24 protein-coding genes are annotated in these 26,153 nt (G+C 72.5%); 10 read left to right on the forward strand and 14 right to left on the reverse strand.

The window, feature by feature from the left end; translation table 11 throughout:
* Positions 1–2 precede the first annotated feature (2 nt).
* Positions 3–437 carry a type VII secretion target gene (locus ACIRYZ_RS28625; protein ID WP_402949484.1) on the reverse strand — a complete coding sequence of 145 codons (435 nt, stop codon included), beginning with the start codon at positions 435–437 and terminating at the stop codon, positions 3–5.
* 277 nt (positions 438–714) lie between these two features.
* Between ACIRYZ_RS28625 and ACIRYZ_RS28630 the strand changes: the two genes are divergently transcribed.
* A complete protein-coding gene (locus tag ACIRYZ_RS28630; protein ID WP_402949486.1) occupies positions 715–1,305 on the forward strand; it encodes a hypothetical protein in 591 nt (196 codons plus the stop codon).
* 32 nt (positions 1,306–1,337) lie between these two features.
* A complete protein-coding gene (locus tag ACIRYZ_RS28635; protein WP_402949489.1) occupies positions 1,338–1,718 on the forward strand; it encodes a hypothetical protein in 381 nt (126 codons plus the stop codon).
* 31 nt (positions 1,719–1,749) lie between these two features.
* On the opposite strand, the gene ACIRYZ_RS28640 is transcribed toward ACIRYZ_RS28635, so the two are convergent.
* Together ACIRYZ_RS28640 and ACIRYZ_RS28645 are read right to left on the reverse strand one after the other, a co-directional pair.
* Positions 1,750–3,117 carry a hypothetical protein gene (locus ACIRYZ_RS28640; protein ID WP_402949492.1) on the reverse strand — a complete coding sequence of 456 codons (1,368 nt, stop codon included), beginning with the start codon at positions 3,115–3,117 and terminating at the stop codon, positions 1,750–1,752.
* Between the two features lie 710 nt (positions 3,118–3,827).
* Positions 3,828–4,649 (reverse strand): SDR family NAD(P)-dependent oxidoreductase, encoded by an 822-nt coding sequence (locus ACIRYZ_RS28645; protein WP_402949495.1) that lies wholly within the window; start codon positions 4,647–4,649, stop codon positions 3,828–3,830.
* A gap of 530 nt (positions 4,650–5,179) precedes the next feature.
* Here ACIRYZ_RS28645 and ACIRYZ_RS28650 point away from each other — a divergent pair.
* Positions 5,180–5,956, forward strand: a complete 777-nt coding sequence (locus ACIRYZ_RS28650; RefSeq protein WP_402949497.1) for a GNAT family N-acetyltransferase — start codon at positions 5,180–5,182, stop codon at positions 5,954–5,956.
* A 618-nt stretch (positions 5,957–6,574) separates the two neighbouring features.
* Here the strand turns inward: ACIRYZ_RS28650 and ACIRYZ_RS28655 are convergent.
* The 4 genes from ACIRYZ_RS28655 to ACIRYZ_RS28670 form a co-directional block, all read right to left on the reverse strand.
* On the reverse strand, positions 6,575–7,042 hold the full coding sequence (locus ACIRYZ_RS28655; RefSeq protein WP_402949499.1) for a hypothetical protein: 468 nt from the start codon (positions 7,040–7,042) through the stop codon (positions 6,575–6,577).
* A gap of 200 nt (positions 7,043–7,242) precedes the next feature.
* Positions 7,243–9,441, reverse strand: coding sequence for a CHAT domain-containing protein (locus tag ACIRYZ_RS28660; RefSeq protein WP_402949502.1), 2,199 nt, complete (start codon positions 9,439–9,441; stop codon positions 7,243–7,245).
* On the reverse strand, positions 9,438–10,622 hold the full coding sequence (locus tag ACIRYZ_RS28665) for a tetratricopeptide repeat protein (RefSeq protein ID WP_402949505.1): 1,185 nt from the start codon (positions 10,620–10,622) through the stop codon (positions 9,438–9,440). The genes ACIRYZ_RS28660 and ACIRYZ_RS28665 overlap by 4 nt, the downstream gene beginning before the upstream one ends.
* Entirely contained in the window at positions 10,606–11,358 is a 753-nt protein-coding gene (locus ACIRYZ_RS28670) for a hypothetical protein (protein WP_402949508.1), read from the reverse strand. Before ACIRYZ_RS28670 ends, ACIRYZ_RS28665 begins: the two co-directional genes overlap by 17 nt.
* A 134-nt stretch (positions 11,359–11,492) precedes the next feature.
* Here ACIRYZ_RS28670 and ACIRYZ_RS28675 point away from each other — a divergent pair, with 134 nt between their 5' ends.
* Positions 11,493–11,687 (forward strand): hypothetical protein, encoded by a 195-nt coding sequence (locus ACIRYZ_RS28675; protein ID WP_402949511.1) that lies wholly within the window; start codon positions 11,493–11,495, stop codon positions 11,685–11,687.
* 1 nt (position 11,688) lies between these two features.
* Here the strand turns inward: ACIRYZ_RS28675 and ACIRYZ_RS28680 are convergent, their stop codons facing one another.
* The 5 genes from ACIRYZ_RS28680 to ACIRYZ_RS28700 form a co-directional block, all read right to left on the reverse strand.
* On the reverse strand, positions 11,689–12,771 hold the full coding sequence (locus ACIRYZ_RS28680) for a Clp protease N-terminal domain-containing protein (protein WP_402949514.1): 1,083 nt from the start codon (positions 12,769–12,771) through the stop codon (positions 11,689–11,691).
* A gap of 276 nt (positions 12,772–13,047) precedes the next feature.
* Positions 13,048–13,722, reverse strand: coding sequence for a GNAT family N-acetyltransferase (locus ACIRYZ_RS28685; protein ID WP_402949516.1), 675 nt, complete (start codon positions 13,720–13,722; stop codon positions 13,048–13,050).
* Positions 13,723–14,021: 299 nt separating this feature from the next.
* Positions 14,022–14,438: a hypothetical protein gene (locus tag ACIRYZ_RS28690; RefSeq protein WP_402949519.1), complete on the reverse strand. Its 417-nt coding sequence runs from the start codon at positions 14,436–14,438 to the stop codon at positions 14,022–14,024.
* 6 nt (positions 14,439–14,444) lie between these two features.
* Positions 14,445–14,999, reverse strand: a complete 555-nt coding sequence (locus ACIRYZ_RS28695; RefSeq protein WP_402949522.1) for a universal stress protein — start codon at positions 14,997–14,999, stop codon at positions 14,445–14,447.
* 306 nt (positions 15,000–15,305) lie between these two features.
* Positions 15,306–17,690 carry a DUF4118 domain-containing protein gene (locus ACIRYZ_RS28700; protein ID WP_402949524.1) on the reverse strand — a complete coding sequence of 795 codons (2,385 nt, stop codon included), beginning with the start codon at positions 17,688–17,690 and terminating at the stop codon, positions 15,306–15,308.
* A 79-nt stretch (positions 17,691–17,769) separates the two neighbouring features.
* On the opposite strand from ACIRYZ_RS28700, the gene ACIRYZ_RS28705 reads away from it, so the two are divergent.
* The 6 genes from ACIRYZ_RS28705 (at position 17,770) to ACIRYZ_RS28730 (ending at position 24,266) form a co-directional block, all read left to right on the forward strand.
* Positions 17,770–18,117 (forward strand): GntR family transcriptional regulator, encoded by a 348-nt coding sequence (locus tag ACIRYZ_RS28705; RefSeq protein ID WP_355672729.1) that lies wholly within the window; start codon positions 17,770–17,772, stop codon positions 18,115–18,117.
* Entirely contained in the window at positions 18,114–19,115 is a 1,002-nt protein-coding gene (locus ACIRYZ_RS28710) for a DUF1648 domain-containing protein (protein ID WP_402949527.1), read from the forward strand. Before ACIRYZ_RS28705 ends, ACIRYZ_RS28710 begins: the two co-directional genes overlap by 4 nt.
* A 103-nt stretch (positions 19,116–19,218) precedes the next feature.
* Positions 19,219–21,021 (forward strand): ABC transporter permease, encoded by a 1,803-nt coding sequence (locus ACIRYZ_RS28715; protein WP_402949530.1) that lies wholly within the window; start codon positions 19,219–19,221, stop codon positions 21,019–21,021.
* Positions 21,022–21,058: 37 nt separating this feature from the next.
* The gene (locus tag ACIRYZ_RS28720; RefSeq protein WP_402949533.1) at positions 21,059–22,375 is read left to right on the forward strand and encodes a nitrate/sulfonate/bicarbonate ABC transporter ATP-binding protein; all 1,317 of its coding nucleotides are present in this window, start codon (positions 21,059–21,061) and stop codon (positions 22,373–22,375) included.
* Between the two features lie 187 nt (positions 22,376–22,562).
* On the forward strand, positions 22,563–23,312 hold the full coding sequence (locus tag ACIRYZ_RS28725; protein ID WP_402949536.1) for a hypothetical protein: 750 nt from the start codon (positions 22,563–22,565) through the stop codon (positions 23,310–23,312).
* Positions 23,313–23,414: 102 nt separating this feature from the next.
* Positions 23,415–24,266 (forward strand): SAM-dependent methyltransferase, encoded by an 852-nt coding sequence (locus ACIRYZ_RS28730; protein ID WP_402949539.1) that lies wholly within the window; start codon positions 23,415–23,417, stop codon positions 24,264–24,266.
* A 15-nt stretch (positions 24,267–24,281) separates the two neighbouring features.
* Here the strand turns inward: ACIRYZ_RS28730 and ACIRYZ_RS28735 are convergent, their stop codons facing one another.
* Together ACIRYZ_RS28735 and ACIRYZ_RS28740 are read right to left on the reverse strand one after the other, a co-directional pair.
* Entirely contained in the window at positions 24,282–24,944 is a 663-nt protein-coding gene (locus ACIRYZ_RS28735) for a response regulator (protein ID WP_402949541.1), read from the reverse strand.
* A complete protein-coding gene (locus ACIRYZ_RS28740) occupies positions 24,941–26,128 on the reverse strand; it encodes a sensor histidine kinase (protein WP_402949544.1) in 1,188 nt (395 codons plus the stop codon). The genes ACIRYZ_RS28735 and ACIRYZ_RS28740 overlap by 4 nt, the downstream gene beginning before the upstream one ends.
* Between the last annotated feature and the right edge of the window lie 25 nt (positions 26,129–26,153).

The following is a 26,153-nucleotide window of genomic DNA, read 5'->3' on the forward strand; positions in this document are numbered from 1 at the left end:
CGTCAGCCCTGGAATCCGGCGGCTGCGGCCGAGTTGGTGGACTGGTAGTTGTTGACGCTCGCCCGAAGGTTCTGGGCGAGCCCGCCGATGACCTTGGTCAGTGCCTGGATCTGCTTGTCCCAGGTGGTCGACGCTTCCTTGCACGCCGCCCCCACACCGAAACCCGGGAGGCCTCCGGCAACCGCCGCCATCTTCTGGTCGGCCCCCTGGCATTCGCCGCTCAGGCGGCAGTTGATCTGCTCGGCGTCCGTGGCGGCTGCCGTCAACTCCCCAAGCTTGACCGAGAATCCGCCGCCTCCGCCGCCACTCGGTGCGTCGGCCGAGTCGAGCCGGGTCCGGGCCGTCTCCTGGCGTTGGGCCTGGGCCGTCAGATTGCCTTCGGCATCGTAAGCCCACGGATTCATCATCCGGTCGAACGCGGTCGAGCGATCGGACATCGTTCTGCACACCCCCACTTCACTGCCGGAGCTCAGCCCCGGCACCCCCCAATGAAAAACCGCCCGAGCGTACCGGCGGGTAACAACCATCGGCGCCCGACCCGCGGAATCACAACGGATCATTAATGCGCGTCGCGTTCGTCTGGATCCCGCGGATCCGGAGCCCCGTCTGCGCTTTCCATACAGGCCCCTGACGTCGCGCTGCCTTGCCCACGACACAGCCAGGCGGCAAGGGTGGAGCAGACCCGGCAACCACCGTTGCAATGAAGGGAATTCGATGGTTTCCCGCACAGTCTCCCGCTTCACCGTAGCCGCGCTCGGCGCCGTGACCGCCGCCGCCCTACTGGCCGTCGGCGCCGCACCGGCGAGCGCGGCCACACCGGACGCACAGGCCAACGGCGGCGGCTTCCGAACCGTCACGACGGGCGAGGGCCTCGCCGCGGACAGCCCCGCCGCCCGCGCCCTCGCCGTCCACCTCCGCACCCCGGCCAACACCCTGTGCACGGGCACCTGGACGCACGCGGTCTCCACCGTCCAGTTCCAGCGCTCGCCGGGCGGCACACTGGCCTGGAGCTTCAAGCTCTCCAACACCGCGAAGGCCGCGCTCGGACCGGCCGTGACCGTGACGATGCCGTACTCCTACGTCAACGGCCGCGCCATCAACCCGCCGTACCACCCGCACACCGAGCCGAACTGGTACAACTTCCACGGCAGCCTCAACAGTTACCAGTTCATCGGCGGCGGTGGCGGTGGCACCATCCAGACCGGCAACAAGGTCACCTTCTACTGGTTCCTCAAGGGCTCCAAGCCGAACACTGCGGCCGACCGTTACATCACCTGCCAGGTCCCGACGCCCGGCAGCGCCTGACCGGCCGGCGGAAGACGAGGAGGGACACAGCGATGCACGGTCTCGGCAGGCAGCGGATCGAGGTCCTGGACAGGCAGTACGAACTGACGGTCCATTCCCTCACCCGGACGGCGGAGGAGTTCACCGTGACGTACTCCGTCACGCCGCCCCTCCCGGACGACGCCCCTCCCGTCTCCTCCGCCGCCCCGCCGCTGTTCCTCTGGTTGGAGGCCACGGACGACCTCGGCAACCACTACACCGACTACGGCGGCGCCCACGGGCTGAGCACCGACGGGCTACGAACGGAGGGCACCATCTCCGGGCAGCCCGCGGTCGCCGCCAAGGCCGACCGACTCACCGTGAAGCTGGTCTTTCTTCAGGGGCCGTCGGAACACGGCTACGAGTTCTCGCTGCCACTGCCGGACGAGACCTGAGGCCCCGGTCCGCAGCTCACCGCCGCCCGGCTCAGGCGAACTCGCGCAGGCGGGGCCGTACGCCCGACGCGGTCAGGGCGAGCGCCGCCGCCAGCGCCGCCGCGCCCAGGCTGGCCGTGACGGCGTCGAGGTCGTCGTCGGTGGTGGCGACCGCGGTCTCGAAGGCGCGCTGGTTGATGGCCTGGGTGTCGTCGAGGGCTGCGCTGAGCGCGTCGAAGTCGGCGTTGGACTGGCCCGGGGTGAGGCCGGTGTCGAAGGTGACGGCCTCCTTGAGCTTGCCCTGGGCGTTCAGCTCGCGGATCCTCCGGTCGTCGCGCTGGTACTGCTGGAAGGCGGCGAGCACCCGCTCCGCCGCGTCCTGCTCGCCGGGGAAGGTGATGTTGCGCAGTTCGTCGCCGAGGTACCCGCCGAAGCCCACCTGGCCGTGGTCGGCCCGGTGCCGGTCGGCCGGCACGGCGAGCTTGTCGTTGTACGTGGCGAGGGTGGCGCCGTCGACCCTGGCGAAGGCCTGGGTCTTGTCGAGGTAGCTCTGCTCGTAGGCGGCCGCCCGGGCGGGGTCGGTGAGGTAGCGGCTCTCGTCGGCGTTGAGGTCGTATGCCACGGCGCGGGCCCGGCTGAGGGCGATCACCGAGTCGAAGGAGTTGCTCTTGGCGACCACCAGGTGGTGGTCCGCCCGGGAGGCCAGCGTCAGCGCGGTGATCAGCCCGGCCAGGGCGAGCAGGGTGGCGGCGACCAGCGGCACGTTCGCCAGCCGCCGGAAGCGCACCGCGAGCAGTCGCTGCAGCAGCCCGAGGGCGGCCAGCGCGAGCAGCCCGAAGACCAGGATCGTCCACCACCCGCCGGCCAGGGCGTCGCGCTGGTCGCCGTAGTTGTGATCGACGACGGACGCGTTGGCCTTGGTCACCTCGTCGACGGCTGGCAGCAGCCGCTGGCGCAGCAGGTCGGTGGCCTGGCGGTAGGCGGCGAGGGCGTCCGCCGAGGGCCGGCCGGCCTGAGCGTGGGCCTGCTCCTCCAGCAACTGGGCACGGGCCACCTGGGCCTCGTACTGGCCGAGCTCACCGATGACGGTCTGCACGGCCCGCTGCCCGGCGGCATCACCGGCTACCGCCTCCGCGACACGCTGAAGGTCGTTGTCGGCCTGGGTGCGGCGCTGCTCGTAGGTGTCCAGGGTCTGCTTGCGCAGCGCCGTGTAGTCCGGGTCGGCGCCGAACAGCAGCAGGTTGGCGGCCTGGGCGTCCATGTCGTTGAGCGCGAAGTAGAGGTCGGCCGAGCGCACCACCTGCGGGGCGGCCCGGTGTCCGATCACGTCCGCGCCGTCCCGGGCGCCACCCAGGACGCTGCCGGTCGCCGCGCCGGCGGCGAGCAGCGCCACCAGGCAGAGCCCGGTGAGTCCGCGCACCAGACGCGGGGTGTTCCACCAGGCCCGGCTGCGCCAGGAGCGCGCGGGCCGCTGATGGGGGGCGCGCGGCGCGGGGAGTGGAGCGACTGTCTCCGGTCGCGCCTTCTCCGACGCGACCGTCTTCTCCTCGACAGCCGTACCACCCGACGTACCCGCTGGCATCGCCGCGCGCCCCCTCCCCCTGTTTCACTGGCCGCCGAATCTTCCCCGGAGGAACCCGCCGGGGTCGGGATTCGGCCAACGGTTCGCCGTCAGGCCCCACGCCCGGGCGGCGAACCGTTTCCTCGCAGATCACGCTAGGCGTGCTCGAACATGCGCCCGCCCGCCTTGACGGGTCCTTGACGCCCTCGACAGCCGTCTTGACGAAGCATTGTCGCCACAGGTCAGGGCTGGAACCGTACGCCTGGTCCCCCCGGCCGATCCGCAGTGCGCGCAGCAGCTCCGACTCGGTGTCGGCAACGAGAACGCCGCTCACATGCTGCGGCCCCCGAGGCCCGCCGTCCGCACAACCGGACGCCGGGCCGCGAGGGCCACGGGAGTTCACCCGGTGCCGGTGGCACGCGGCACCGGGTGGGTCTACGGAGTCAGCTCTGCCCGGCCTTGCGGCCGTGGTTCGCCTTCTTCTTCCGCCGGGCCTTCTTCTTGCGGGCGCGCTTGGACATCGTGCTCTTTCTCGTGATCGTCAGGCTGGGGCGTCGGGTTGGTGCGGTTCAGACGGCCTGGCCGACCAGCTGGTCGGCGAGCTTGGCCAGCCGCTTCACCGAGCGCTCCTCCTGGACCGCCGCCGCGGTCGGCGCGATGACGCCGCCGTCGAAGTAGGCGCCGTTGGCGACGACCGTCCCAGGCAGGCAGAGCCGCACCACGGCCGCCGCGCCCTCGGCGGCAGGCGCGCCGACCCGCCCGTACAGCGGCAGCAGCGCCGTGTCGCACAGACCCGGGTTGAGGCTGACGGCGGTGATGCCGGAACCGGCCGGGGCCATCTCGGCGGTCGCCATGGTCAGCGCCAGCTGCGACTGCGCGTACGCGGCGATCCGCGAGTACTTCTTCACCCGGTGCGGGTCCGACCAGTTCATCGACGCGGTGCGGTGCAGCGGGGAGGAGACGTTGACGATCCGCGCGTCGCCGGCCGCCGAGAGCGGGGCGCGCAGCAGCTTGGACAGCAGGTGCGCGGCGAGGAAGTTGACCTGCAGCGAGACCTCGTTGCCGTCGTCGGTCAGCGTGCAGCGCTCGGGCGCCATCACGGCGGCGTTGTTCACCAGCAGGCCCAGCGACGGGTAGTGCTCGACGACCGTGCCGGCCAGCACCGCGACCTCGGACAGCTTGGTGAAATCGGCTGCCAGTTTGACGAGTTGATCGCGGCGGGCGCCCGCGTCAACCAGACGCTCGACGGCGCCCTCCGCCTCGACGGTGGTGCGCGCATGGACGAGCACCGTCGCGCCGTGCCCGGCGAGCAGCCGGGCGGTCTCCCAGCCGATGCCGGAGGAGGCGCCGGTGACCAGGGCGGTGCGGGCGGACAGGACGGATTCGGACATGACTCATCCAGGGTGGGAGGGCACCCGCGGGGTACGGCGACGACACGGCGCGAGGCCACGCGCTCCGGGGCCGCCCGCGCGACAAGGGTGTGAAGCGATGAACCGCCCGTCCCCCGCGCTCGGAGCCGAGCACGGCAGGGGACGGGCAGGGACAATCGACACGGACGACGGTGAACGGAACCGGGCCCGTGCGTTCGGCCGACGACCAGCGGGAAGGAGCTCGGTCCTACCGGACGGCGGTTGCGACCGCGACAGCGACGATCCGCGGCCGACTATGCGGCGGGCGGTCGTGATGGCGTGTCGAGCGGTGCATGCGTCCCATCAAAACCTGCCCGGACGCCCGGGGCAAGCTCGTTCACCCTCCCTGACGAACCCCTGACGCACTGCCGACGAGGCGTTGACACTCCTACCCCCCAACCGCCCTTGAACTTCCGGCACATTCGCCAAGGTTCCGTCAACAAGAGCTGTGACACCACCAGGCTTTCGTCAACGAGCCGACGCACGATGGTCGCGGCCTGCCTACTGGACGGATGTCCCGAACCGCCCTTCCCGCCACCGCCTGGTTCACCCCCGAGTTGCCCGGCGCGAGCCTCCTTGCCGCCCACGTCGAACGGAGTGCCCACGGCGGCTGGTGGACGGACGACCCCGGCGCGGTCCGGGCGCTACTGGTGCACTGCGGGCCGGAACGACTGCTGCGCGGGGACCCCGACCGCCTGGACCCAGGCGTCCTCGCCCGTTTCGGACGAGGACAGTTCCACGCGCCGGACCGCTTCCTCCCCCTGCTGGGCCGTACCTTCGCCCACATCACCCCGTGGGTCCGCGTGCTGCACGTCCACACGGAGCGGCCCCGGCCCGTGTCCCGGCACACGGCAGCCTGGGTACGCCCGCTGCACGCCACCGACGAGCCATGCCTTGATCGCCTCGCCCGTCGCACCAACGCCTCCGTAGCACGCGCGGGCGGCCCGCACTGGATCGCCGAGACCTGGGGTGGCCATCGCGCGCTCACGACCAGCGGCTTCGCCTGGGGCGCGTTCCTCGGCCCGTACCTGGCCTCACTCGCCTGCGGCTACCTCGTCGGACGCGACCACCTCGACATCGCCGTGGCGACCGACCCGGCCTTCCGCCGGCTCGACCTCGCACTCGCCTGCGTCCACGCCGCCACCGCAGCCGCCCACGCACTGGGACTGACTCCAACCTGGTCAGCACCCCGGAACAACCACGCCAGCCGAACCCTCGCCGTGGCGGCGGGATTCCGGCCCGTGCGCCAAGAGGTGGCGTACTGGGCGGGCCCGACCCTTACCATCTGACAGCGCGCGTTCGGCAAGGCACCGGGGCCGTCTAATGCACAGGGTCCTAACAACTTCCCCTGCCAGAGCGGACGCGGACCCACCTAAATCTGACGCTACATCAGATTGGTGTGCGCTACCGAATCGGCGCCGCGCAGCTCCGGAGGTAGTAGCTCATGACCTGCCACTGCGTCGACCCCGTTCGACACGAGCTGATCGCGACCTGGGGGAACGGACGACAGTGGCCTCGCTGCCTGCCTCGCCCCGCTCCCGTCCGGTACGGACACAGCCGCCGTCCAACGCCTGGTCCGTGCCCTCACTCACCTCTCGAAAGCGGCCTGGCGCACGCGCACCCACTCGGCCGGTGCCGCCGCCTCCATGGAACCCAACACCGAGGGCTGGCGGCGCGAGCAGGAACGGAAGTCCTGAGACGAGGTCGCCGACGCCCATCGCTCCCTCCGGCAGGACCCTTTCAGTCCGGCTACGAAGACTGCCCGCCATGACCAACGGCGACGGGTGAGAGCAGTGTGTACCTGGGTTGAGCGAGGTAGAAAATTCGATTCTTCTCGTCGGTGAGCACAGGGCCAAACACAACTGACTTGATGTACAGCGCTTGAACCGTCTCTACTTCGTGACGCGTCACCGACGGGGCTCACCAAGCGGAGGTCCAACGGCCTGGACGTACGGCGGCAGCTCCAGGAGACTCTCGCGCCGCTCGACGACCGATCCCGTGACTGCCGCAACCGAGACTATGGCGCTGATCTCGAAGGCGATGCTGGCATCGTTCGAGCTGCGCGCGGCAAAGACGAGCCGGTCCGCTCCGTCGGGCAGTGCGCCGTCGGCCGAGTGAAGATCCCAGAAGATCCCGCATGGCTCGATCCGGCCCGCGACGAGATAGGGCGCGAAGTGCGCCTCCGGACCGGCCGGGCCGTGACTGTCGAACTCCTCGCGCTCCAGCTCGGCGGCCGGCGAGAGGCTGAAGCAGTCGGTGAACAGCCGGGTCTCCAGAACCGACCGCGGGAACCCGGACACCACCTCGACATCCTCCGCCGCGGGCGTGATCCTGAGCCGGGTCCAGCGCAGCGCGACCGCGTCGGAGATGCGCACTCGAAGACCGCAGGAGATGAGAAGCACACCATCGGTACGGTGAACGGGCCGGAGTCGACAGACCCGGAAATCGACCTCATCCTCGACGGCCGGCCCGGAACTCATCCGCTCCACACCGCGCACGCTCGGTTGCTGGCGAGGCACGAGCGCCCGAGGCTCATCGGCGAGTGGGACGTGCATTCCTTGGACCCAGATATGGTTCATCGATCGGCCCCCAGCGCGCCCATGTACACGAACGGCGCCCAGTAGTGGGGGTGAAGCGCTTCCTCTGCGAACCTTGACCGAGTCCATCCGAGCGCCTCGGCCATTGAGGCGCCGGTGTTGATCCGCCGTTCATAGAGGGTCGTCAGGAATCGGGCGGCCGCTGAGTCGTCGACTGGCCACAGCGATCCCGTCACACCGGACGCGCCCGCGGTCAGGAACGCCGAGGCGAGGCTCTGGGTGTGGCCGCCCTGGTGTGCCGCGGCGTCAGCCGTCTCGCAGGCGCTGAGGACGACATGGGCAGTGTTGAGGGGCGTCACCGCTATCTCGAAGGCGAAGACAGGCCGGTCCGCGAGTAGCAGCCGTGACAGGAGCGGGGCGGCGGGTTCGAAGGCGGCGTGGCAGGCAAGGTGGAGAACGTCGTTGCGGGCTGCGGAATCGAGCAGGTCAGCCGCAGTGGCCGGCGGGTCAAGGACGATGTTCGGGGACTCGAAGTGCGCGCTGATGTCCCGCAGTTCCGCCCGGACATGGGTGAGTTCCGAGGACGAGGAGTACGAGACGACCGGCGCTCCCAGTCCGGTCCAGTGCGACGCCGCGCTCAGAGGGCGATCGTGGCCGCCCTTGCCCGCCCGCAGATCGGCCGCTCGGGTGCCGTAGGCCACGGCCTTGCCGCGGAGCGGGCCCATGGCGTGGAACGGCAGGCCTTGCAGTTCCGCGCACGGGACGATCACCAACGCCTCGGCCTCTGCGACGAGCCGGCCCACCGGCGCGAGAAGTCGTCGGGCCGACTCGTCCAGGGCATCGGTCGGAAGTAGGCCACGGCATTCCCGGGCGGCGCTCATCGCCAGCAGTCTCAGTTCAAGCCTGGACACCCCCAGCGGCTCACAGACCAGCGATTCCGAGGTCGTTGCGAACACGCAGATGCGTTCGCCGATCGCGGCATAGGAGAGCAGCAGCGTGCCCGGGTCGATCGCACCGCGCAGGTCCGCCGTCCACCCGTCGACCAGCTCGCGAGAGGATGCTCGCGGCCGGGGGATCCGGCCGAGCATGTCGTTCCGGAACAGCAGCCAGTCGGCTCGGTCCTGGCATTCGGCCAAGGCTGAGCGGTCTCCCGTGGCGAGCGCGCCGCGGGCGTCTTCGACGAGCTGCGACGCCTCGGCGACGATCTCGTCGCGAACGCCGTCCCTGAGCGCCGACTCGTAGGCTTCGTCGTCCCTGGGCAGCAGCGCCGATCCGGATCTCGCCATCTCCCAGGCCACCAAAGCGGAAGCGGGCCGGCCGGCCTCGATCAGTGCACTGATGGACGTGCTGAAAAGCACGTCATGGCGATCACGGGCTCTGCGCCGGAACCGGGTGGAGGAGTATGAGGAGACGTCCTCCGCAGCACGAATCACCGCTTCCAGATAGCCGTCCGCAGCAGCAGCGGCGCCGGACCGGCGGTGTATGAGATCGGCCCGCACGAAAGCGGGCGCGGATAGGAATTCTCCGGGATCGGATTCGAACCAGGCTTCCGCCTCCGCGAGGGCCTCTTCGACGCGGCCCAGCTCACTGAGACAGAACACGGTCTCCGACCGGATCCGTATCGCCCACAGCCTGTCCGTGGTACCCGCTCCGATGCCGCGCAGTGCCACGGTCGCGCGATCGAGTTCTGGCAGCGCCTCGGCCTGCAGCCCGAGCAGACGAAAAATGGTGGCCCGCCCGTAGTGGATCGCGAGGAGCGCGCCGGCGTCACGGTGCTCGCGTTCGGCTTCGGCGGCGCGCTCGAGTGCCGCCAAGGCATCGTAGAGGCGGTCCATTGCCTTCAGAACGTCGCTGAGGGCCACGTAGGCGCGCGGCAGGCGGTGCGGAGCGCCAACCCCGTGCAGGACGGCGATCGCCTCCACGACCATGCCAAGACGTCGTTCCAGTGCCTCGCCGCCCTCGCTCGCCCGGGCCAGGCTGAGCAGGCTTTCCGCCAGCAGAGCCGTCGGCTCCACACGGCGGAGCTCCGCTACGGACTGACGCAGGCCCTCCGTCAGCAGTTCCTCGCTGAGGCTCCCCCCTCCCAGTACAGGCCGGAGCAGGTTCTGCGGCAGCACAATGACGGGCGCGCCGACACCGATGGTCAAAAAGGATTCTTCCTTCATGACTAGCGAGACGAACGGGCCGTCGAGGCGGACCCGCGCCAGCTCCGCCGTGAAGTCGTCCTGGGAGGTCACCGACCCTCCTTGAGTTCCCAGAGTGTGAGGAGCATGTGTTTGGCGACCACGTTCTCCCGGTCCTGTTCCAGCACTTCAAGTGTTGCCGAGACCGCGGCACGGAAATCTCCCGTCCACAGGTGGATCAGTCCGGTATAGGCGAGGGCGGTCATATCGTCAGGACGGAGCGATCGATAGCGGTTCATCGCCGGCAGGGCGGCGAATGGGCGGCCCAGGACCAGTTCGAGCAGGGCGATCTCGTAGTGCGGTCTGGGCCCGGTGGGCTCGAGGTCCCCAGCCATGCGCAGGGCCTCGACGGCTTTGAGGAGATCGTTCCGCTGAGCATCGCTCAGCGTCTCAGGGGGCAGCAGGAAGCCGGGGGCCGCCGCTCGGTAGGCCATACCCAGGCCGAACCACGCGCGGGGCGAGTACTGGCGCCAGGCGAGGACGGAGACCAGGAGGTCGATCGCAACGCCCCGATCCCCGGCAAGGAGTCGCTTGAGCCCTCTGTCGAGCCGGTCGGCGATCACTTCCTCGGACGGCTTTGCCCCATCCGAAGCCCGGAGCCGGTACTCGGCCAGAACGCCGCCAACGCCTTCGCGGTCTCGCTCCCGGGCCCGCTCGAAGCAGACCGTGCTCTGCTCCGCGCTCAGCGGCGCGAGGTCATCCCCGAGCTGGAACAAGGCCATTGCACGCCGTGTCGCGTCCTCACCCGCGTCGTCGACCGCCTTGGTGAGGGTGTCGACCGCGGCCCGGTACTCGCCGAATTCCACGTAGAGATCGACCAGGTGGCGCTTGGGCAGGGCGTGGCTGAAACCAGTCGCGACCGCGCGGAGCAGGTGCTGTCTGGCCCGCTCCCGGCGTCCGAGCCGCCGTTCCAGCTCGAATGCATGTAGGTGCAGGTCGCAGAGGCCGGACAGCAAAGTGGTTGGGGTGGTGTCGCGGTCGGCCTCGAAGCGCTCGACAGCCCGGAGAAAGACCAGGCGCTGCGCCGTCGCTCCCAGTGCGATCTGACGCTCGACCCCGCTCAGGGCGTCTTCCAGGCCGACACCCGTGCCCAGCGCCCGGACCGCGGCCGCCAAGGCGGAACCGACCGACAGCCTGATCCGGCCAGACCGGACCGCGTCCTCGTCGATGCCGCCGAAGGCCGCGAGGAATTCCCACTCGGGCGTGGAACGGCCCTCGTCAGGCGAAGTGCTCATAGTCAACATCGCCAAGGAAGACGGCCGACAACTGTTCCGATGGCAGCCGCGGGAGCGGCGGACTCCCGTCCAGCCGGGTATCGAGCGTCGCCCGCCGCAGCAGTCGCCGCCGGACACCCTTGGCCCGGAACAGCGGCGTAAGGTCGCCGTGCCCGACCACCTGGGTCCCGATGTTGCGCGACGCGGTGACCCGCAACCCGGCTCGGCCGGTGGCCCCGGGCACCGCCGCCTCGGTGCTGAAGTCGATCCCACCCTGCCCGGCGCCGGAGACGAGCACCGTGCCCTGCCCTGCCCGGATGACCTCGGTGACGACCACCAGGTCGTCCTCCCAGTCACCCGCGTCGTTCAGAGCCAGGATCTCTGCCTCCAGAGCGAGCAGATCCTCGATGGCCTCGACCGCACAGTCCTCGGCCTGGAACCACACCGCCGCCTCGCGCGAGAACGTGATGGAGACCGTCGCCCCGGCCGGAGCCGTCCACGAACCCGATGTCGCTACGGCCGCCCCACCGACCAACACCTCGACCCCGCCCGCCGAGGCGTACTCGATCGTCCCGATCGCCTCGCTCCCCCTCGACTCGAAGCGCACCCCGAAGTCGGCGAGCCCGCCCAGCCGGTCGAACTGGTACCCGGCCATTCGCCCGACATCACCGAGCCTGATCCGGGCCGTGGGAAACCACGTGGCGGAGTAGCCGAACCGTTCCCGGAGTTCTTTGGTGTAGCGCGCACTGACGCTCATAACTCCGACCTCTCTGCGGCCACAGACGCCCCCTGACGGTGAGTCAAGGCCGCCATGCTACGGCAACCGGGCTCACGGACGAAGCAATCGCGGGGGGATCGGGGCCAGCCTGCGTGGCCCCAGCTCTGGTATCCGTGGTATCCAACGTCAACGTCTGGGACGTCACCGACCCGATCCGCGAACTGGTCCGCTCGGAACGGGTGGTGGACGCCGACCGGCTGGCCGACCCGGGCGTCCCGCTCGGCGAGGTGGAGCCCCGTCCCACCGGGACGCCGTCGCGCGGCGTCGGCCGTGATGCCTCGATCACGCCGGGCGCCGCCGTGCCGTGACCTATCGGCCCGCCCGCAGGCCCGCCCAGGCCCTTCCGCCAGGGGAGAGGTCGCCGCCCAGGGCCTCGACCAGGCGGCGGGCGCGGGTGTCCTCCGCGAGCAGGGCCCGGGCCAGGTGCTCGGTGCCCTGGGCCGCGACGCCGGACAGGTAGGTCTCGACGGAGCGCGGGTCGGCGGGCAGCGACACCCCGCCGGCGTCGAGGAGGGCGTGGAGGCGGGCGTAGTCGAGGCCGAGGCCGGCGAGCAGTTCGCCGCCGGCGCGGTCCACGCCCGCCCGGGGCTCACGGCGGGTCACTTCATGGACGGCCAGCAGCGCGAGCAGGACGTGCTCGGTGCCGGGCGTACGGCGGCCGAAGCGCAGGGCCTGGGCGTCCGCCTCCAGCCGGATCCAGGCTCCGCGCCCCGCCGTCCCCGGCCGCAACAGCCGCTTCCAGCGCGGGAGTCGGTGGCTGCGGCGGGTGAGCAGCGCCTCCCGGGTGGGGTGCAGCAACGGGTCGAGGGGGTCCGGGCGCTCGCCGCCGGCCTGCGGCGCGGCCGTGCCGGGACGGTCCGGTACGGCCTGTGGCGCGGCGCCGCCCAGGACCGCGGCGCGGCCCGGAACCTCGGCGCCGTCCTGGCCGGTGGCACCGTACAGAACGCCGGCACTGTCCAGGTGGTCGAGTACGGCCTGCGGCGGGACGCCCACCGCGTGCAGCAGTTCGGCGGCGCGGGTGCGGTCGTCGGCGAGCAGGGCGCGCAGCAGGTGCTCGGCGGTGAAGCTCCGCTCGCCGTCCCGGCAAGCGCGTTCCGTCGCCTCGGTGAGCACCCGGGCGGCGGCGCCGGTCAGCACCAGGGCGTCGTCCCCGGCGGGGCCGAGCACGTCCCGGGCGGGCACCCCGTCGCCGGTCCCGTCGTCCGCGCCCCACCGGCCGTCGCGGTCGCGGCGCAGGGAGTGCAGCAGGTCCGCCGTCGCCCCGACGGCGGCGAGCGCCGCTCCGGCGGGGCCCGACGACCCGGCGACGTTGATCAGGAGGTGTTCCGTCCCGAGCCGCCCGCCGCCCGGGTCTCCGAGCGTGCGCCGGTCCGGCTCCAGCATGGTGTCCATGAGCCCCTCCCACAGATGCGGCTTTGCTCGAACTCTACGCCTACTTTGCTTGATCTTTGCAGTTTTCCCGGCGTCAGGAACCCGTCAGGACGGAGGTGGAAGCCGGCACGCGGTGCCGTTGTTGCCAGCTGCAGAAACGTGCGGGCCCGCGGGCCCGCAGACCTGCGGAAACCCGACCCCGCGCCCGCGAGAGGGGTGAGCACCGTGGCCGACACGCTTCCGGACCGGGCCGTGTCCCCGAGGCCGAGGCGCCGATGGACGCCTACTCGCGGATCGTCACGTCCGTGGCTGCCGCCGTGACGCCGCGCGTCGCAGCCCCTCCGCCGGGTCGCGCGGAGCGCGTCGCATCACCCACAGCATCGGCCCGTTCCCCGACAGCCGGATCTCCTCCAGCACCTCGAAGCCGAAGTGCCCGTACACGGCGAGGTTCGCCTCCTTGGAGGACTCCAGGTAGACCGGCAGCCCCGCCTCGTCGGCCCGCGCCAGCCCGGCGCGCAGCAGGGCGGATCCCTGTCCCCGCCCCTGGGCGACGGGGTCGGCGCCGAGCACCGCCAGGTACCAGTGCGGCTCCTGCGGCGCGTTCGCGGCGGCCGCTTCGACGGAGCGCCGGAACGGCTCGGCCCGCTCGCCGAGCAGCCCGGTCAGCTCCCGGATCGTCTCCGCGTCCGGGACGGCCTTGTCCTGCGCCTCCGGTGGCACCCAGAACGCGGCGGCGTCCTCGGTACGCTCGCACACCCCGTGCGGCAGGTACTGCCGGGTGAGCAGCGTGGTGAAGTAACCGCCCAGCGCGGCCGGGCGGGTGGCACCCTCGGGGAATAACCAGCACATCATCGGGTCGTCCCCGAAGGCCCGCGCCAGCACTTCGGCCATCGGCCCGGCATCCTCGACCGTCACCGTCCTCGGCGTGACCGGCGTGACCGGCGCGTTCCGCGCGTCAGGCGTGTTCGGCATGTTCGGCGTGTTCGTCATCCGCATACGGACATTCTGCGCGCCCTTATCCCGGCCGCCCCGCCGGGGCCTCCAACTCGCTTGCCTGGCACGACCCCTGACGGAGGATCGCGAGCTGAAGGCTTGATGGAGTGGCCGCTGCGGGCGGCGGACCCGCTGTCCGAACGGCGGCCACTCCACCGGGAGGCGCCGGGGGCGCCTCACCTGTTCTGCACCGGTCGCCGAGAGCTCCGGAGTACCGGCCGGAGCCCCGGGATCCGGCGCGGTCCGCCCGCGCGGGCGGACCGTCCTCGGAGGGCGCCTCAGACCGGACGGTCCAGGCGCACCGGCGTCGCCCGCACCGTCCGGCGGGGCAGGGCCGTGGGCAGGGAGACCAGCAGGGCGGTGGCGGTGAACACCGCGAAGTGCCGGGCCTCCGGCCAGGGCCCGGACCAGCCGAGTTCGGCGTGCCGGTGTTCGGCGAAGGCGTTGCAGCACAGCCAGGCGGCCAGGCCGACCAGCGGCGCGGCCCGCGGGCGGGCGAAGCCGCCGACCAGGCCGCACAGCGCCAGGTAGGCGACGAGGGCGAGCCAGCCGGAGTGCAGTTCGCCGAGCCCGCGCAAGCCGAGGGCGAGCAGGCCACCGCCGAGCAGGGCGACGGCGCCCGAGGCGCCCGTCGAGAGGCGGTCCAGCACCGGGTGGTAGCGGGTGCCGCCGGCGCGCGCCGAGTACATCCGCACCGCGGACTATCCCTTCGCCGCGACCAGTTCGGGCGCGGGGCCGACCGGCAGGTGCCAGCGGGTACGACGGTGGAGGGCCTCCAGGTCGCGCAGCAGCTCGGGCACCGGGACGGTCAGCACCGGGCAGTCGGCCTCCTTCGCGCAGTACGCGGACACCGAGCGCCGCAGTCGGCGGCGGAGCAGGCCGCCGCTCTGCCCGAGCACCAGCAGGTCGTCGGCCCGGTCGGCGACGTGCACCAGGGCGGGCCCGGACTCGCCGCGGATCACCACCGGCCGGATCGGCACGCCAGGGTCGGCCCCGCCGAAGGCCGCGTCCAGCGCCTCGTTCAGCCGCTGCTCGGCGGCCTCCCGTACGGCGGCCAGCAGCGGCGGGCAGGGCGAGCGGCGGTAGCCGAGCTCGCCGCCGGGCGGCTCCCAGGCGAGTACCGGCACCAGGACGGCGCCACGCTCGCGGGCCTCGGCGACGCCGCGGTGCAGTGCCGCGAGGCTTCCGAGCGACCCGCTGACACCGACCACCACCCTGGGGCCCGCGCTGTCCTGGTGCCGACCGTTGCCGTGCATGATCCGTCCTCGTCTGGTCGCGTCGTCCGTCGCTCTCCACCCAACCGCCGTCCGGGCGCCGACCAGCCGTTCTTGACGGCTCCCTGACGGTCCGGACGCCATTCCCAACGCACTCCATACGCGGACGGACGCCCGGCCCGCCCTCACCCGTTCGGCCTACCCGGCGGGCCGGGCCGTTCGATATCGAACTTTCAAGGAAGTGCGTGGAGCGACGTGTGCCCCAGGTGTTCGACTCGACCTACACCGTGCGCAAGCTCCCCGCCGCCACCACCCGGCTGCGTGACGGCGCCGAAGTGACCGATACGGCTAGGCCGCGCACGGCAGGTCGAGCAGGTAGGCCGTCCCGCCGCCGGCGGCCGGTTCGACGGTGAGCTCGCCGTTCATCGCCTCCACGAAGCCCCGGGCAACGGTGAGCCCGACCGGCTCGGCCCCGCCCGGGGCGCTCACCCGCAGGTGGACGCGGCCCGCCACGGTGCCCGCGTCCACCGTGGCCGGGCGCCCGGCCACGGCCAGCACGTCCGCGACGGCGCGCTCCAGCAGGCCCGGGTCGGCGAGCACCGGCGGCAACCCGTCGCCCAGGGCGAGCCGGACCTCGCCGTTCCCGCGAAAGCCCGCGCCGGAGAGCGCGGCCGCCACCACCGGGCGCAGCGCGGTGGGCCGCAGTACCACCGGGATCTCCCCGGCCCGCAGCCGGCTGAGGTCCAGCAGGTTGGCGACCAGCCGCTCCATCCGCCGTACCTCGGCGTCGATCCGCCGCCGCTGCGGGGCCGGCAGTTCGGCGGCGTCCCGACGCAGCGCGGCCAGCGGGGCGCGCAGGTCCTGGCCGACCGCCTCCAGCAGGGCGGTGTGCAGGGCGTCGGTGTGGGCGAGGGTCTCGGCCGCGGCGGCCTGGGCGGCGAGCCGCTCGCGGTCGCGGGCCAGCCGCAGCTGGGTGACGTACGGGCCCAGCAGCCGGGTGTCCTCCTCGCTGAGTGCCGGTCCGCGCAGTGCGAGGACGGTGTCGGGGCCGAGCTCGACGGCGAGTGAGGCCTCGTCGGGGCGCAGCGGGTAGCCGGCGCCGGAGGCGGCGGCGGGCTGCCAGAGCTGCCCGGTGCGGACCAGCACGACGGCGCCGTCCAGGCCGAAGACCTGGCGCAGTTCGGCGACCAGGTCGGGCAGCGCCCGGGCGCCGGATTCGACGGTCTCGCCCGCCAGGTGGGCGAGGACGGCGGCCTCGGCGCGGGCCCGGTCGGCCTGTTGGGAGCGGCGGGCGAGGCCGTCGATCAGGTGGGCGATGATCCCCGCGACGGCGAGGAAGAGCAGGAGCACGGCGAGGTCGGCGCCGCGTTGGACGGTGAGGCTGTGCCAGGGCGTGGTGAAGAACCAGTCGGCGGCGAGCGCCCCGGCGACGGTGGTGCCGGCGGCGGGCAGCAGGCCCCCGAGCCGGGCGGTGGCGGCGACCGCGAGCAGCAGGCAGAGCAGCACGCCACCGAGCGCGAGCGAGCCGCGCAGCGGGGAGAGCGCCCAGGCGAGGGCGACGGCGGTGGCCGGGCCGAGCAGCCAGGCGAGCCGGCGCCGGGGCAGCGGTACGGCCGCCGGGCGGCGGCGCCTGGGGGCGGGTGGGACGGCCAGCAGGCCGGGTTCGGGCGGGGGCAGCACCCGGACGTCGATCGGGCCGGCCAGGCGGATCACCCGGTTGATGACGGAGCCGGAGAGCAGTTCGCGCGGCCGGCTGCGGCTGGTGGGGCCGAGCAGGATCTGGGTGGCGCTCTCGGCGTGGGCGAAGTCCACCAGGGCGCCGGCGACGTCCCCGGCGTTGACCTCGACGTAGCTGCCGTGGAGTTCGTGCAGCAGGGCGCGCTGCGCGGCCAGGCCGGGCGGCTCGTGGGTGGTGGTGCCGTCGTCGGGGCGGATGTGGACGCCGATCAGGTCGCCGTGCACCCGGGTGGCGGTGCGGGCGCCGCGGCGGATCAGGTGCTCGCCCTGCGGGGCGCCGTTGAGGGCGACGACGATGCGCTCCTTGGTCTCCCAGGGGGCGCGGATGCCGTGCCGGGCGCGGTAGTCGGCGAGTTCCTCCTCGACCCGGTCGGCCAGCCAGAGCAGGGCGAGTTCGCGTAGGGCGCCGAGGTTGCCGGCCCGGAAGTAGTGGTCGAGGGCGATGTCGACCCGGTCGGGCGGGTAGATCCCGCCCTGGGCCATCCGGGTGCGCAGGGCCTCGGGGCTGAGGTCGACCAGTTCGATCCGGTCGGCGGCGCGGACCACTTGGTCGGGGATCCGTTCGCGCTGGGCGACGCCGGTGATCTGCTCGACGACGTCGTTGAGGCTCTCCAGGTGCTGGATGTTGACGGTGGTGGCGACGTCGATGCCGGCGTCGAGGAGCTGGCGGACGTCCTGCCAGCGCTTGGGGTTGCCGGTGCCGGGGGCGTTGCTGTGGGCGAGTTCGTCAACCAGGGCGAGTGCGGGGCGGCGGGCGAGCAGGGCGGCCGTGTCGAGTTCGGTGAACCGGGCGCCCCGGTAGTGGACGGTCCGGCGGGGCAGCACCGGCAGGTCGCCGAGCTGCTGTTCGGTGCCCCGGCGGCCGTACGTCTCGACCAGGCCGACCACGACGTCCAAGCCCTCGTCGTCGCGCAGCCGCCGCCCCTCGGCGAGCATGGCGTACGTCTTCCCGACCCCCGGCGCCGCCCCCAGGAACACCCGCAGCCGTCCGCTCACCGCACCGCCTCCAGGTCCATGGTCGACCGTGGATCGCCCGTACGCACCAGATCTGGATGGTGCTATCGTCAGTAGCACCATGTTGCTGAAGCTGGACCTTGGCGACGCCCGCCCGCTGCACGAGCAGGTGGCGGGCGCGATCCGACGGGCCGTCGCGGAGGGCGAGTGCGCCCCCGGCGACAAACTGCCGCCCGCCCGGGAGCTCTCCCGGGCCCTCGGCGTCAACACCAACACCGTGCTGCGCGGGCTGCGCGCGCTGCGCGACGAGGGGGTGCTGGAGTTCCGCCGGGGCCGTGGCATCACGGTCGCCGCGGACGCCGGAACGCGCGCCGAACTGGTCGACCGGGTACGGCAGTTGATCGCGGACGCGGCCCGGGCCGGCTACAGCAGGAACGATCTCGTGGATCTGATCAGGGGGATGTCGTGAGGGACGAAGAGCCCGTAGGAGAGCCCGTCTCAAGCCGGCCGGTACGCCGGGGGGCGCTCTTGGGGGCGGCGGCCTGGACGCTCGGTGTGCTGGCGCTGCTGATCGTGCTGCCGCTGGCCGCACGCGACCGGCTGCCGGCGCAGGTGGCGACCCACTGGAGCGGGCGCGACCCGGACGGTTCGATGTCGGTGACGGCGGCGGCACTCTTCCCGGCCGGCGTCTGGCTCCTGGTGGCGCTCGGGTTCGCCGTCGCCGTCCGGTTCCGGCCCGACCCGGCCCGCCAGTGGGCCGGGCCGGTGCTGGCCTTCACCGGGATGCTGCTGACGGGCGCGCAGACCTCCATCGTGCGCGCCAACCTGGACCGTGCGCGCTGGCAGGACGCCGCGCCGATGGGCATCGAGGTGGTCGTGATCGTCGTGGCGGCGGGCCTGGCCGGTGTGCTGTCCTGGCTGGCCACCCGCCCGGGCGCCACCGCCCCGGCCCGGCCCGGCACGCCGGTGCTGGAACTGAGGGCCGGCGAGCGAACGGCCTGGCTCTCCCAGGCCGCCAACCCGTGGCTGCAGCTGCTCGCCGCCGTCACGGCGCTGATCCCGGTGACTGCCGTACTGGTCGCCGTGGGCGGGCTGGCGGAGCCCGACTGGGTGACCGTCGTCATCCTCGCCCTCTCCTCGGTCGTCCTCCTGCTCTGCTCCTCGGTGCGGGTCCGGGTGACCGACGAGGGACTGCACGTCGGCTTCGGCCCGTTCGGCTGGCCCGTCCGGAAGCTCTCCCCCGCCGAGCTCGTCTCGGCCCGGGTCGAGCGGCTCACCGCCCGCGCGGCCGGCGGCTGGGGCTACCGCGCCAACCGTCGGGGCACCACCGTGTTCCTGCGCCGGGGCGAGTGCCTGGTGGTCCGCACCAAGCGCGGGAAGGACTTCGCGATCAGCGTCGACGACGCCGAGCGCGGGGCCGCCCTGTTGAACACGCTGATCGCCCGTACCGGCAGCCCCACCCGCTGACGGCGCGGCCGGTCGGCCCCGCCTCGACCCGTCCGGACCCCGCCACCGGAGGCACCCGTAGGGCCGCCTCCGGTGGCGGGCCCGTCCGTCTGCGACCAGGCTGGTGCACGGTCGGGCCGGTGCGGTCGGCCCCAGGGCGGCGAGCGGCGGACGGGCGGTGGTGCGGGTGGCCGGCGGCGACGGCGGTTTCCCCTCGCGCGGCGTGTGGCGCCGCCCCGAGCAGCGCTGGGTGGACCTCCTGGTCGGCGCCGCGCTGGTGGCGTTGCTGTACGGGCTGCTGCGGCTCGCCCCCTCGCTGAACGCGCCGTTCCTGCCCGAGCAGGCGCCCGCCACCGTGTCCACCGATCCGTCCAACCTGCCGTTCTACGCGGTGCGTTCACTGCTGCGGATGTTCGTCGCGCTGGTCGCCTCGGTGCTCTTCACCTTCGCCTACGCCACCGCCGCGGCCCGGCTGCGACGGGCGGAGAAGGTGCTGCTGCCGGTCCTGGACATCCTCCAGTCGGTGCCCATCCTCGGCTTCCTGTCGATCACCGTCACCGCCTTCATCAACCTCTTCCCCGGCTCCACGCTCGGCCTCGAATGCGCGTCGATCTTCGCGATCTTCACCTCGATGGCCTGGAACATGACCTTTGCGTTCTACTACTCGCTGGTCAGCCAGCCGCGCGAACTGGACGAGGCCGCCCGGGTCATGCGACTGACCAAGTGGCAGCGGTTCTGGCGCCTCGACGTGCCCAGCGGCATGATCCCGCTGGTCTGGAACGGGATGATGAGCTTCGGCGGCGCCTGGTTCTTCCTCGCCGCCTCCGAGTCCATCAGCGTGCTCAACCACCGCTACGCGCTGCCCGGCGTCGGCTCCTACGCGGCCACCGCCATCGGCAACGGGGACCTCGGGCAGGTCGGCATCGCGATCGGCGTGATGGTCGTCATGGTGATCGCCGTCAACGTGCTGTTCTGGCGGCCGATGACGGCCTGGTCGGAGCGGTTCCGCGTGGAGGAGACGGAGTCCGCCGACCGACCGCGCAGCGTCGTCCTCGACCTGCTGCGCCGCTCCAGCCTGCCGGAGCTGGCCGCCCGGCCGCTGCGCCCGCTCGGGCTCGCGCTGGACCGGGGCACGCAAGTCTTCGGCCTGGCCGAGCACCCGCTCGCCCGCCCCGTCTCCAGGGAGCGCACCGGGGACGTGTTCTTCGCCGGGGCGGTGGCCGCGGTCGTGGTCTTCGGCGCCTGGAAGGCCTTCGACTACATCCACAACACGGTCGGCCTCGCCGAGTTCGGCCACGCCTTCGCGCTCGGCGCGGCCACCTTCGCCCGGGTGCTGGTACTGATGGTGGCGGCGACCGTGGTGTGGGTGCCGGTCGGGGTCTGGATCGGGATGGACCCGAAGGTCACCCGCTTCGCCCAGCCGGTGGTGCAGGTGCTGGCCAGCTTCCCGGCGAACCTGCTGTTCCCCTTCGCCACGGCGGCCTTCGTCGCCCTCGGGATCTCGCTGAACATCGGCTCGGTGCTGCTGATGGCGCTCGGCGCGCAGTGGTACATCCTGTTCAACGTGATCGCCGGGGCCTCCGCGATCCCCAGCGACCTGCGCGAGGCGATGACCGGCTTCCAGGTCAGGGGCCGACTGCGCTGGCGCGCCTTCATCCTCCCGGCGGTCTTCCCGTACTACGTCACCGGCGGCATCACCGCGGCCGGCGGCGCCTGGAACGCCTCGATCGTCGCCGAGGTGGTCGACTACGGCTCGCACCACCTCACCGCCACCGGGCTGGGCGCCTACATCACCGACGCCACCGGCACCGGCGCCTTCCCCAAGATCCTGGTCGGGGTGAGCGTGATGAGCGTCTACGTGGTCGCGCTCAACCGCCTGCTGTGGCGCCGCCTCTACCGGCTCTCCGAGACCCGCTACGCCCTCTGACGACCCGCTGCACCCGCTGCCGAGGAGCCCGTCCGCGATGACCACCGCCAGCCGCACCACGATCGTCCAGGCCACCGACGTGACCAAGACCTTCACCACCCCGGACGGCCGGGCGCTGCCGGTGCTCGACGACATCAGCCTGCACCTGGCCGAGGGCGAGATCGTCGCCCTGCTCGGCAAGTCCGGCTCCGGCAAGTCCACCCTGCTGCGCTGCCTGGCCGGGCTGATCGCGCCCTCCTCCGGCACGGTCACCTACCGGGGCGCCCCGCTGCGGGCTGCCAGCCCGGGGGTGGCGATGGTGTTCCAGTCCTTCGCCCTGCTGCCCTGGCTGACCGTCCAGCAGAACGTCGAGCTGAGCCTGCAGGCGCGCGGAGTGGAAGAGACGGAGCGGCGCGAGCGGGCGCTGCGGGCGATCGACCTGATCGGTCTGGACGGCTTCGAGGGCGCCTACCCCAAGGAGCTGTCCGGCGGGATGCGCCAGCGGGTCGGCTTCGCCCGGGCACTGGTGGTGGAGCCGGACGCGCTGTTCATGGACGAGCCCTTCTCCGCGCTGGACGTGCTGACCGCCGAGAACCTGCGCAACGAGCTGGTGGGCCTGTGGGAGGGGCACGAGGCGCCGGTCAAGTCGATCCTGATCGTCACCCACAACATCGAGGAAGCCGTGCTGCTGGCCGACCGGATCCTGGTGCTGTCCTCCAACCCCGGCCGGATCCGCTCCGAACTGACCGTCGACCTGCCCCGCCCGCGCGACCGGCGCACCGCCCAGTTCGAGGCCCTGGTCGACACCGTCTACGGCATCCTGACCGGCCGCGGGGAGCAGCCCGCCGCCGAACCCGCCGCCCGGCAGGCCGCCACCCCGATCACCACCCCGCTGCCGCCCGCCACCGTCGGCGGGCTGGCCGGTCTGCTGGAGATCCTGCTGGCCATGGGCGGCGAGGAGGGCCTGGCCGAGATCGCCGACGAGCTGAACTTCGAGGTCGACGACCTCCTGCCGCTGGTCGACGCCGCCGTCCTGCTGGACCTCGCCCGCACCACCGACGGCCGCTTCGCCATTACCCCGGCCGGCCGCGAGTTCGCCGACGCCGACATCCTCACCAGCAAGCAGCTCTTCGCCCGCAACGCCGCCCGCCGCGCGCCGCTGGTGCGCGCCATCGTCCAGTCCCTGGCCGCCACCGAGAACCACAAGCTGCGCGAGGACCTCTTCCTGGACCTGCTGCGGGCCGGCTTCGACACCGAGGACGCCCGCCGCCAGCTGGAGACCGCGATCGACTGGGGCCGCTACGGCGAGCTGTACGACTACGACGCGGACGACGCCGAGTTCGTGCTCGACCCCGGCGCCGAGGCCGCGCTGTAGCACCGTCGCGTCAAGTCGGCTCCGCCGCAAACCACCTGATCCAGTGGTGCGCCGATCTCCGTTGCGGGTAAACCAGTTGACGGCCGCTCCCGTGCGGCGGCGCCCGTCGACACCGCCCCACGCGATTCCCCAGCGGCCGGACGATCCGCGGGCCACGGCTGCCCGTACGGTAGGCGAGGAGGCGTCCTTGAGCGACGACCTGCGCAGCGAGAGAACCCCCGACTCACCACAGCAGCAAAACATCCAGGACGAACGGACGGTCAGCTTCCTGCGCTTCGGCGTCGGGGCGATCGGCGTCCTGCTGCCGCCGGCACTGCCGGTCGGCAACTGGCTGGCCGACGAGGTCATGGGGCGCGGCACGGACGGCTTCTGGCCGACCTCGATGAGCGCCGCGTACTACACCGGGACGCGGAACGTCCTCGTCGGGGCGCTGTGCGCGCTCGGGGTGTTCCTGATCTGCTACCGCTTCGACCGGCGGGACGACCGGTGGAGCACGGCGGCCGGGGTGTTCGCCCTCGGGGTCGCGCTGTGCCCGACGGCACCGGGGGACCCGACGGAGGTGCAGCGGGTGGTCGGGGTGTTCCATCTGGTCTTCGCCGCGCTGCTGTTCGTGATGCTGGCGCTGTTCTGCCTCTACTCCTTCCGCAATCCGCGCTCGGCGCAGCCGGCCCGGGTCGGCGCGGCCTACCTGGCGGCGGGGGTGCTGATCCTGGTCGCGCTGCTGGCCGCGGCCGTCTGCGGGCTGTCCGGGTTCGGGGCGGACTGGGCGACGCGGCCGATGTACCTGTGCGAGTGGGTGGCGACCTGGGCCTTCGGTGCGGCCTGGATCGGCGCGGCGGTGGAGCTGACGGCGGGGCACGGCGGGCAGGCCGGGTCCGGGGCGCTCCCCCATCAGGCGGTCGGGATCGAGGCAGGGAGTCCGGAGGCCCGGGCCTGATGGTTCGTCATCTCGTCGTACCGGATGACCGTTACCATGCGCACCGAGGACCGCCGTCGTGGCGGCCGGTGACGGATGCCCAGCGGCAACGGGAAGGCGAGCATGGCGAACGAGGTCCGGGCCCAGCAGGAATCACAGCAGGAACCACCGCAGGACTACCCCTCGGTGGACCTGCGGATGGACGTACCGCACTCCGCGCGGGTGTACGACTACCTCATCGGCGGCAAGACCAACTTCGAGGCGGACCGGGTCGCCGCGCACGCCTCGGTGCGGGCCTGGCCGTCGCTGCCGGTCTCGATGCGCACCACCCGCGACTTCATGCAGCGCTCGGTGCGCCACCTCACCGAGCAGTACGGGGTGCGGCAGTTCCTGGACATCGGCACCGGCATCCCCACCTCGCCCAATGTGCACGAGATCGCCCAGGCGATCGCCCCGGGGACCCGGGTCGCGTACGTGGACAACGACCCGATCGTGCTGACCCACGCGCGGGCCCTGATGTCCAGCACGCCCGAGGGCCGCACCTGTTACGTGGACGCCGACTTCCGCGACCCGGAGTCGATCATCGACAACCCCCGGCTGCGCGAGGTGCTCGACCTCTCGCAGCCGGTGGCACTGTCGCTGATCGCCATCGTGCACTTCGTGCTGGACGAGGACGACCCGCAGGGCATCGTGCGCCGCTTCATGGACGCGCTGGCGCCCGGCAGCTTCCTCGCCCTGACGGTGTTCACCGGCGACACCGACCCGGTCGGGGTGGGTGGCGTCGGCCGGGAGTACAACGCGCGCGGCATCCCGCTGCAGATCCGCGACAAGGCCGAGACGGAGGCCTTCTTCGACGGCTACGAGCTGCTCGACCCGGGCGTCACCCTGGTCCACCACTGGCGGCCGGACGCCGACGCCCCGGTGGTCCGCGACCAGGACATCGCGATGTACGCGGGCGTGGCGATCAAGCACTGACGCAGGTGGACCTGGTCAGCCGGGGACGGAGACCAGGCCCGCCTCGTAGGCCAGGATGACCAGTTGCACCCGGTCGCGGGCGTCCAGCTTGGCCAGCAGCCGGGTCATGTAGGTCTTCACGGTGGCGATGCTGAGCACCAGCTCGGCGGCGATCTCGGTATTGGACAGGCCCCGGCCCACCAGGGTGAGGATCTCCCGCTCCCGGTCGGTGATCACGTCCAGCCGGCGCGGCACCGGTGCCGGGACCGGTGTCGGCTGCCGGCCCGCGAACGCCCCGATCAGCCGGCGGGTGACGCTCGGTGCGATCAGCGCGTCCCCGGCGGCGACCACCCGGACGGCGGCGAGGATGTCGTCCAGCGCCATGTCCTTGACCAGGAAGCCGGACGCCCCGGCGCTCAGCGCCGCGTACACGTGCTCGTCCTCGTCGAAGGTGGTGAGCACCACCACCCGGGTCGGCCCGCCCGCGGCGGTCACCTGCCGGGTCGCCTCGATGCCGTCGGTGCCGGGCATCCGGATGTCCATCACCACGACGTCCGGCCGCAGTTCGGCGGCCAGCCGGACGGCCTCGGCGCCGTCGCCGGCCTCGCCGACCACCTCGACGTCCGCCGTCTCGGTGATCACCATCTCCAGAGCGGCCCGTACCAGCGGCTGGTCATCGGCCAGCACCACGCGGATCATGCGGTCTCCTCCTCGGGGATCGGCAGCCGGGCGGCGACCCGGAAGCCGCCGTCCGGGCGCGGCCCGGCCTCGAACTCGCCGTGCAGCAGGGCGACCCGCTCGCGCAGCCCGGCCAGGCCGAAGCCGCTGCCGGGTGCGGTGCCGTGGCCCCGGCCGCGGTCGGTGATCTCGACGGAGAGCTCCCCCGCCGTGCGGCCGACAGTCACCAGGCAGTCCCGGACCTCCGCGTGCCGGACCACGTTGGTGACCGACTCCTGGATGATCCGGAACGCCGAGAGATCGATCTCCGTTGGCAGCGGGGCCTGTTGGCCCTCGCGTCGCACCTCGACCCGCACGCCCGCCGCGGTGGTCGTCTCGGCCAGCCGGTCGAGGTCGGCCAGGCCCTGCGGGGCGGTGTCCGACACCTCGCCGTCGGCCTGGCGCAGAGCGACCAGCATGCGGCGCAGCGCGGCCAGGGTCTCCCGCCCGGCAGCCTCGATCTCACCCAGCGCCTGCTTGGCCCGCTCGGGCCGGCGGTCGATCACCCGGCGGGCGGCGCCCGCCTGCAGGGCGACGATGCCGATGCTGTGGGCGACGGTGTCGTGCATCTCCCGGGCGATCCGAAGCCGTTCGGCGGTGACCGCCTCGGCGGCGGCCCGGCTGCTCAGCGCCTCGGCGTGCTCCCGGTTCTGCCGGAGCGAGCGCCCGCCCAGCCAGGCGACCAGGGCGAGCAGCGCGGCGCCGTCGGCCGAGCCGATATGGGTGCCGGTGAAGATGCCGACGGTGTTGCCGCGCACCAGGCCCATGTGCAGCACCAGGAAGGTCATCACCAGTGCGAAGGCGGCGCGGGAGCCGCGGCGCGTTCCCCTGGCGGTGATCAGGAACAGCGCGACGTCCACGGCGAGCAGCGCGGCCGGGGGCACTTGGTTCTTGGCGGCCCAGCCGTCGGTCTCCGTCCAGGTGGCGATCAGCAGGATCGCGACCGAGAGTATCGGCATCCGACGTACCAGGGCGGCGCCGAGGAAGGCCACCGCCGTGTCGGCCAGGGTGAACGGCAGGCCGCCGTGCGCGGCGGCACCGTGGTGCAGCCGCCCGGTGTCGCGGAGCAGCACCGCGGGGTAGCCGACGGCCACGCACCAGGCGAGGGCGACCCAGGCCTCGGGCGGGACGCGCCGGAACAGCGGGGGCGGGGGCGTCGCGGGCATGATCGAGATCGTAGCCAGGCGGGCG

The sequence above is a fragment of the Kitasatospora sp. NPDC101155 genome (assembly GCF_044768305.1).
Taxonomy (GTDB): Bacteria; Actinomycetota; Actinomycetes; order Streptomycetales; family Streptomycetaceae; genus Kitasatospora.

What these genes read in the sequence shown, in the direction of transcription:
- ACIRYZ_RS28720 (WP_402949533.1), top strand. Translation starts at nt 21,059, where the DNA reads ATGACCACCGCCAGCCGCACCACGATCGTCCAGGCCACCGACGTGACC.
- ACIRYZ_RS28625 (WP_402949484.1), bottom strand. Translation starts at nt 437, where the DNA reads ATGTCCGATCGCTCGACCGCGTTCGACCGGATGATGAATCCGTGGGCT.
- ACIRYZ_RS28735 (WP_402949541.1), bottom strand. Translation starts at nt 24,944, where the DNA reads ATGATCCGCGTGGTGCTGGCCGATGACCAGCCGCTGGTACGGGCCGCT.
- ACIRYZ_RS28665 (WP_402949505.1), bottom strand. Translation starts at nt 10,622, where the DNA reads ATGAGCACTTCGCCTGACGAGGGCCGTTCCACGCCCGAGTGGGAATTC.
- ACIRYZ_RS28705 (WP_355672729.1), top strand. Translation starts at nt 17,770, where the DNA reads ATGTTGCTGAAGCTGGACCTTGGCGACGCCCGCCCGCTGCACGAGCAG.
- ACIRYZ_RS28635 (WP_402949489.1), top strand. Translation starts at nt 1,338, where the DNA reads ATGCACGGTCTCGGCAGGCAGCGGATCGAGGTCCTGGACAGGCAGTAC.
- ACIRYZ_RS28740 (WP_402949544.1), bottom strand. Translation starts at nt 26,128, where the DNA reads ATGCCCGCGACGCCCCCGCCCCCGCTGTTCCGGCGCGTCCCGCCCGAG.
- ACIRYZ_RS28630 (WP_402949486.1), top strand. Translation starts at nt 715, where the DNA reads ATGGTTTCCCGCACAGTCTCCCGCTTCACCGTAGCCGCGCTCGGCGCC.
- ACIRYZ_RS28730 (WP_402949539.1), top strand. Translation starts at nt 23,415, where the DNA reads ATGGCGAACGAGGTCCGGGCCCAGCAGGAATCACAGCAGGAACCACCG.
- ACIRYZ_RS28670 (WP_402949508.1), bottom strand. Translation starts at nt 11,358, where the DNA reads ATGAGCGTCAGTGCGCGCTACACCAAAGAACTCCGGGAACGGTTCGGC.
- ACIRYZ_RS28645 (WP_402949495.1), bottom strand. Translation starts at nt 4,649, where the DNA reads ATGTCCGAATCCGTCCTGTCCGCCCGCACCGCCCTGGTCACCGGCGCC.
- ACIRYZ_RS28685 (WP_402949516.1), bottom strand. Translation starts at nt 13,722, where the DNA reads ATGCCGAACACGCCTGACGCGCGGAACGCGCCGGTCACGCCGGTCACG.
- ACIRYZ_RS28680 (WP_402949514.1), bottom strand. Translation starts at nt 12,771, where the DNA reads ATGGACACCATGCTGGAGCCGGACCGGCGCACGCTCGGAGACCCGGGC.
- ACIRYZ_RS28695 (WP_402949522.1), bottom strand. Translation starts at nt 14,999, where the DNA reads ATGCACGGCAACGGTCGGCACCAGGACAGCGCGGGCCCCAGGGTGGTG.
- ACIRYZ_RS28650 (WP_402949497.1), top strand. Translation starts at nt 5,180, where the DNA reads ATGTCCCGAACCGCCCTTCCCGCCACCGCCTGGTTCACCCCCGAGTTG.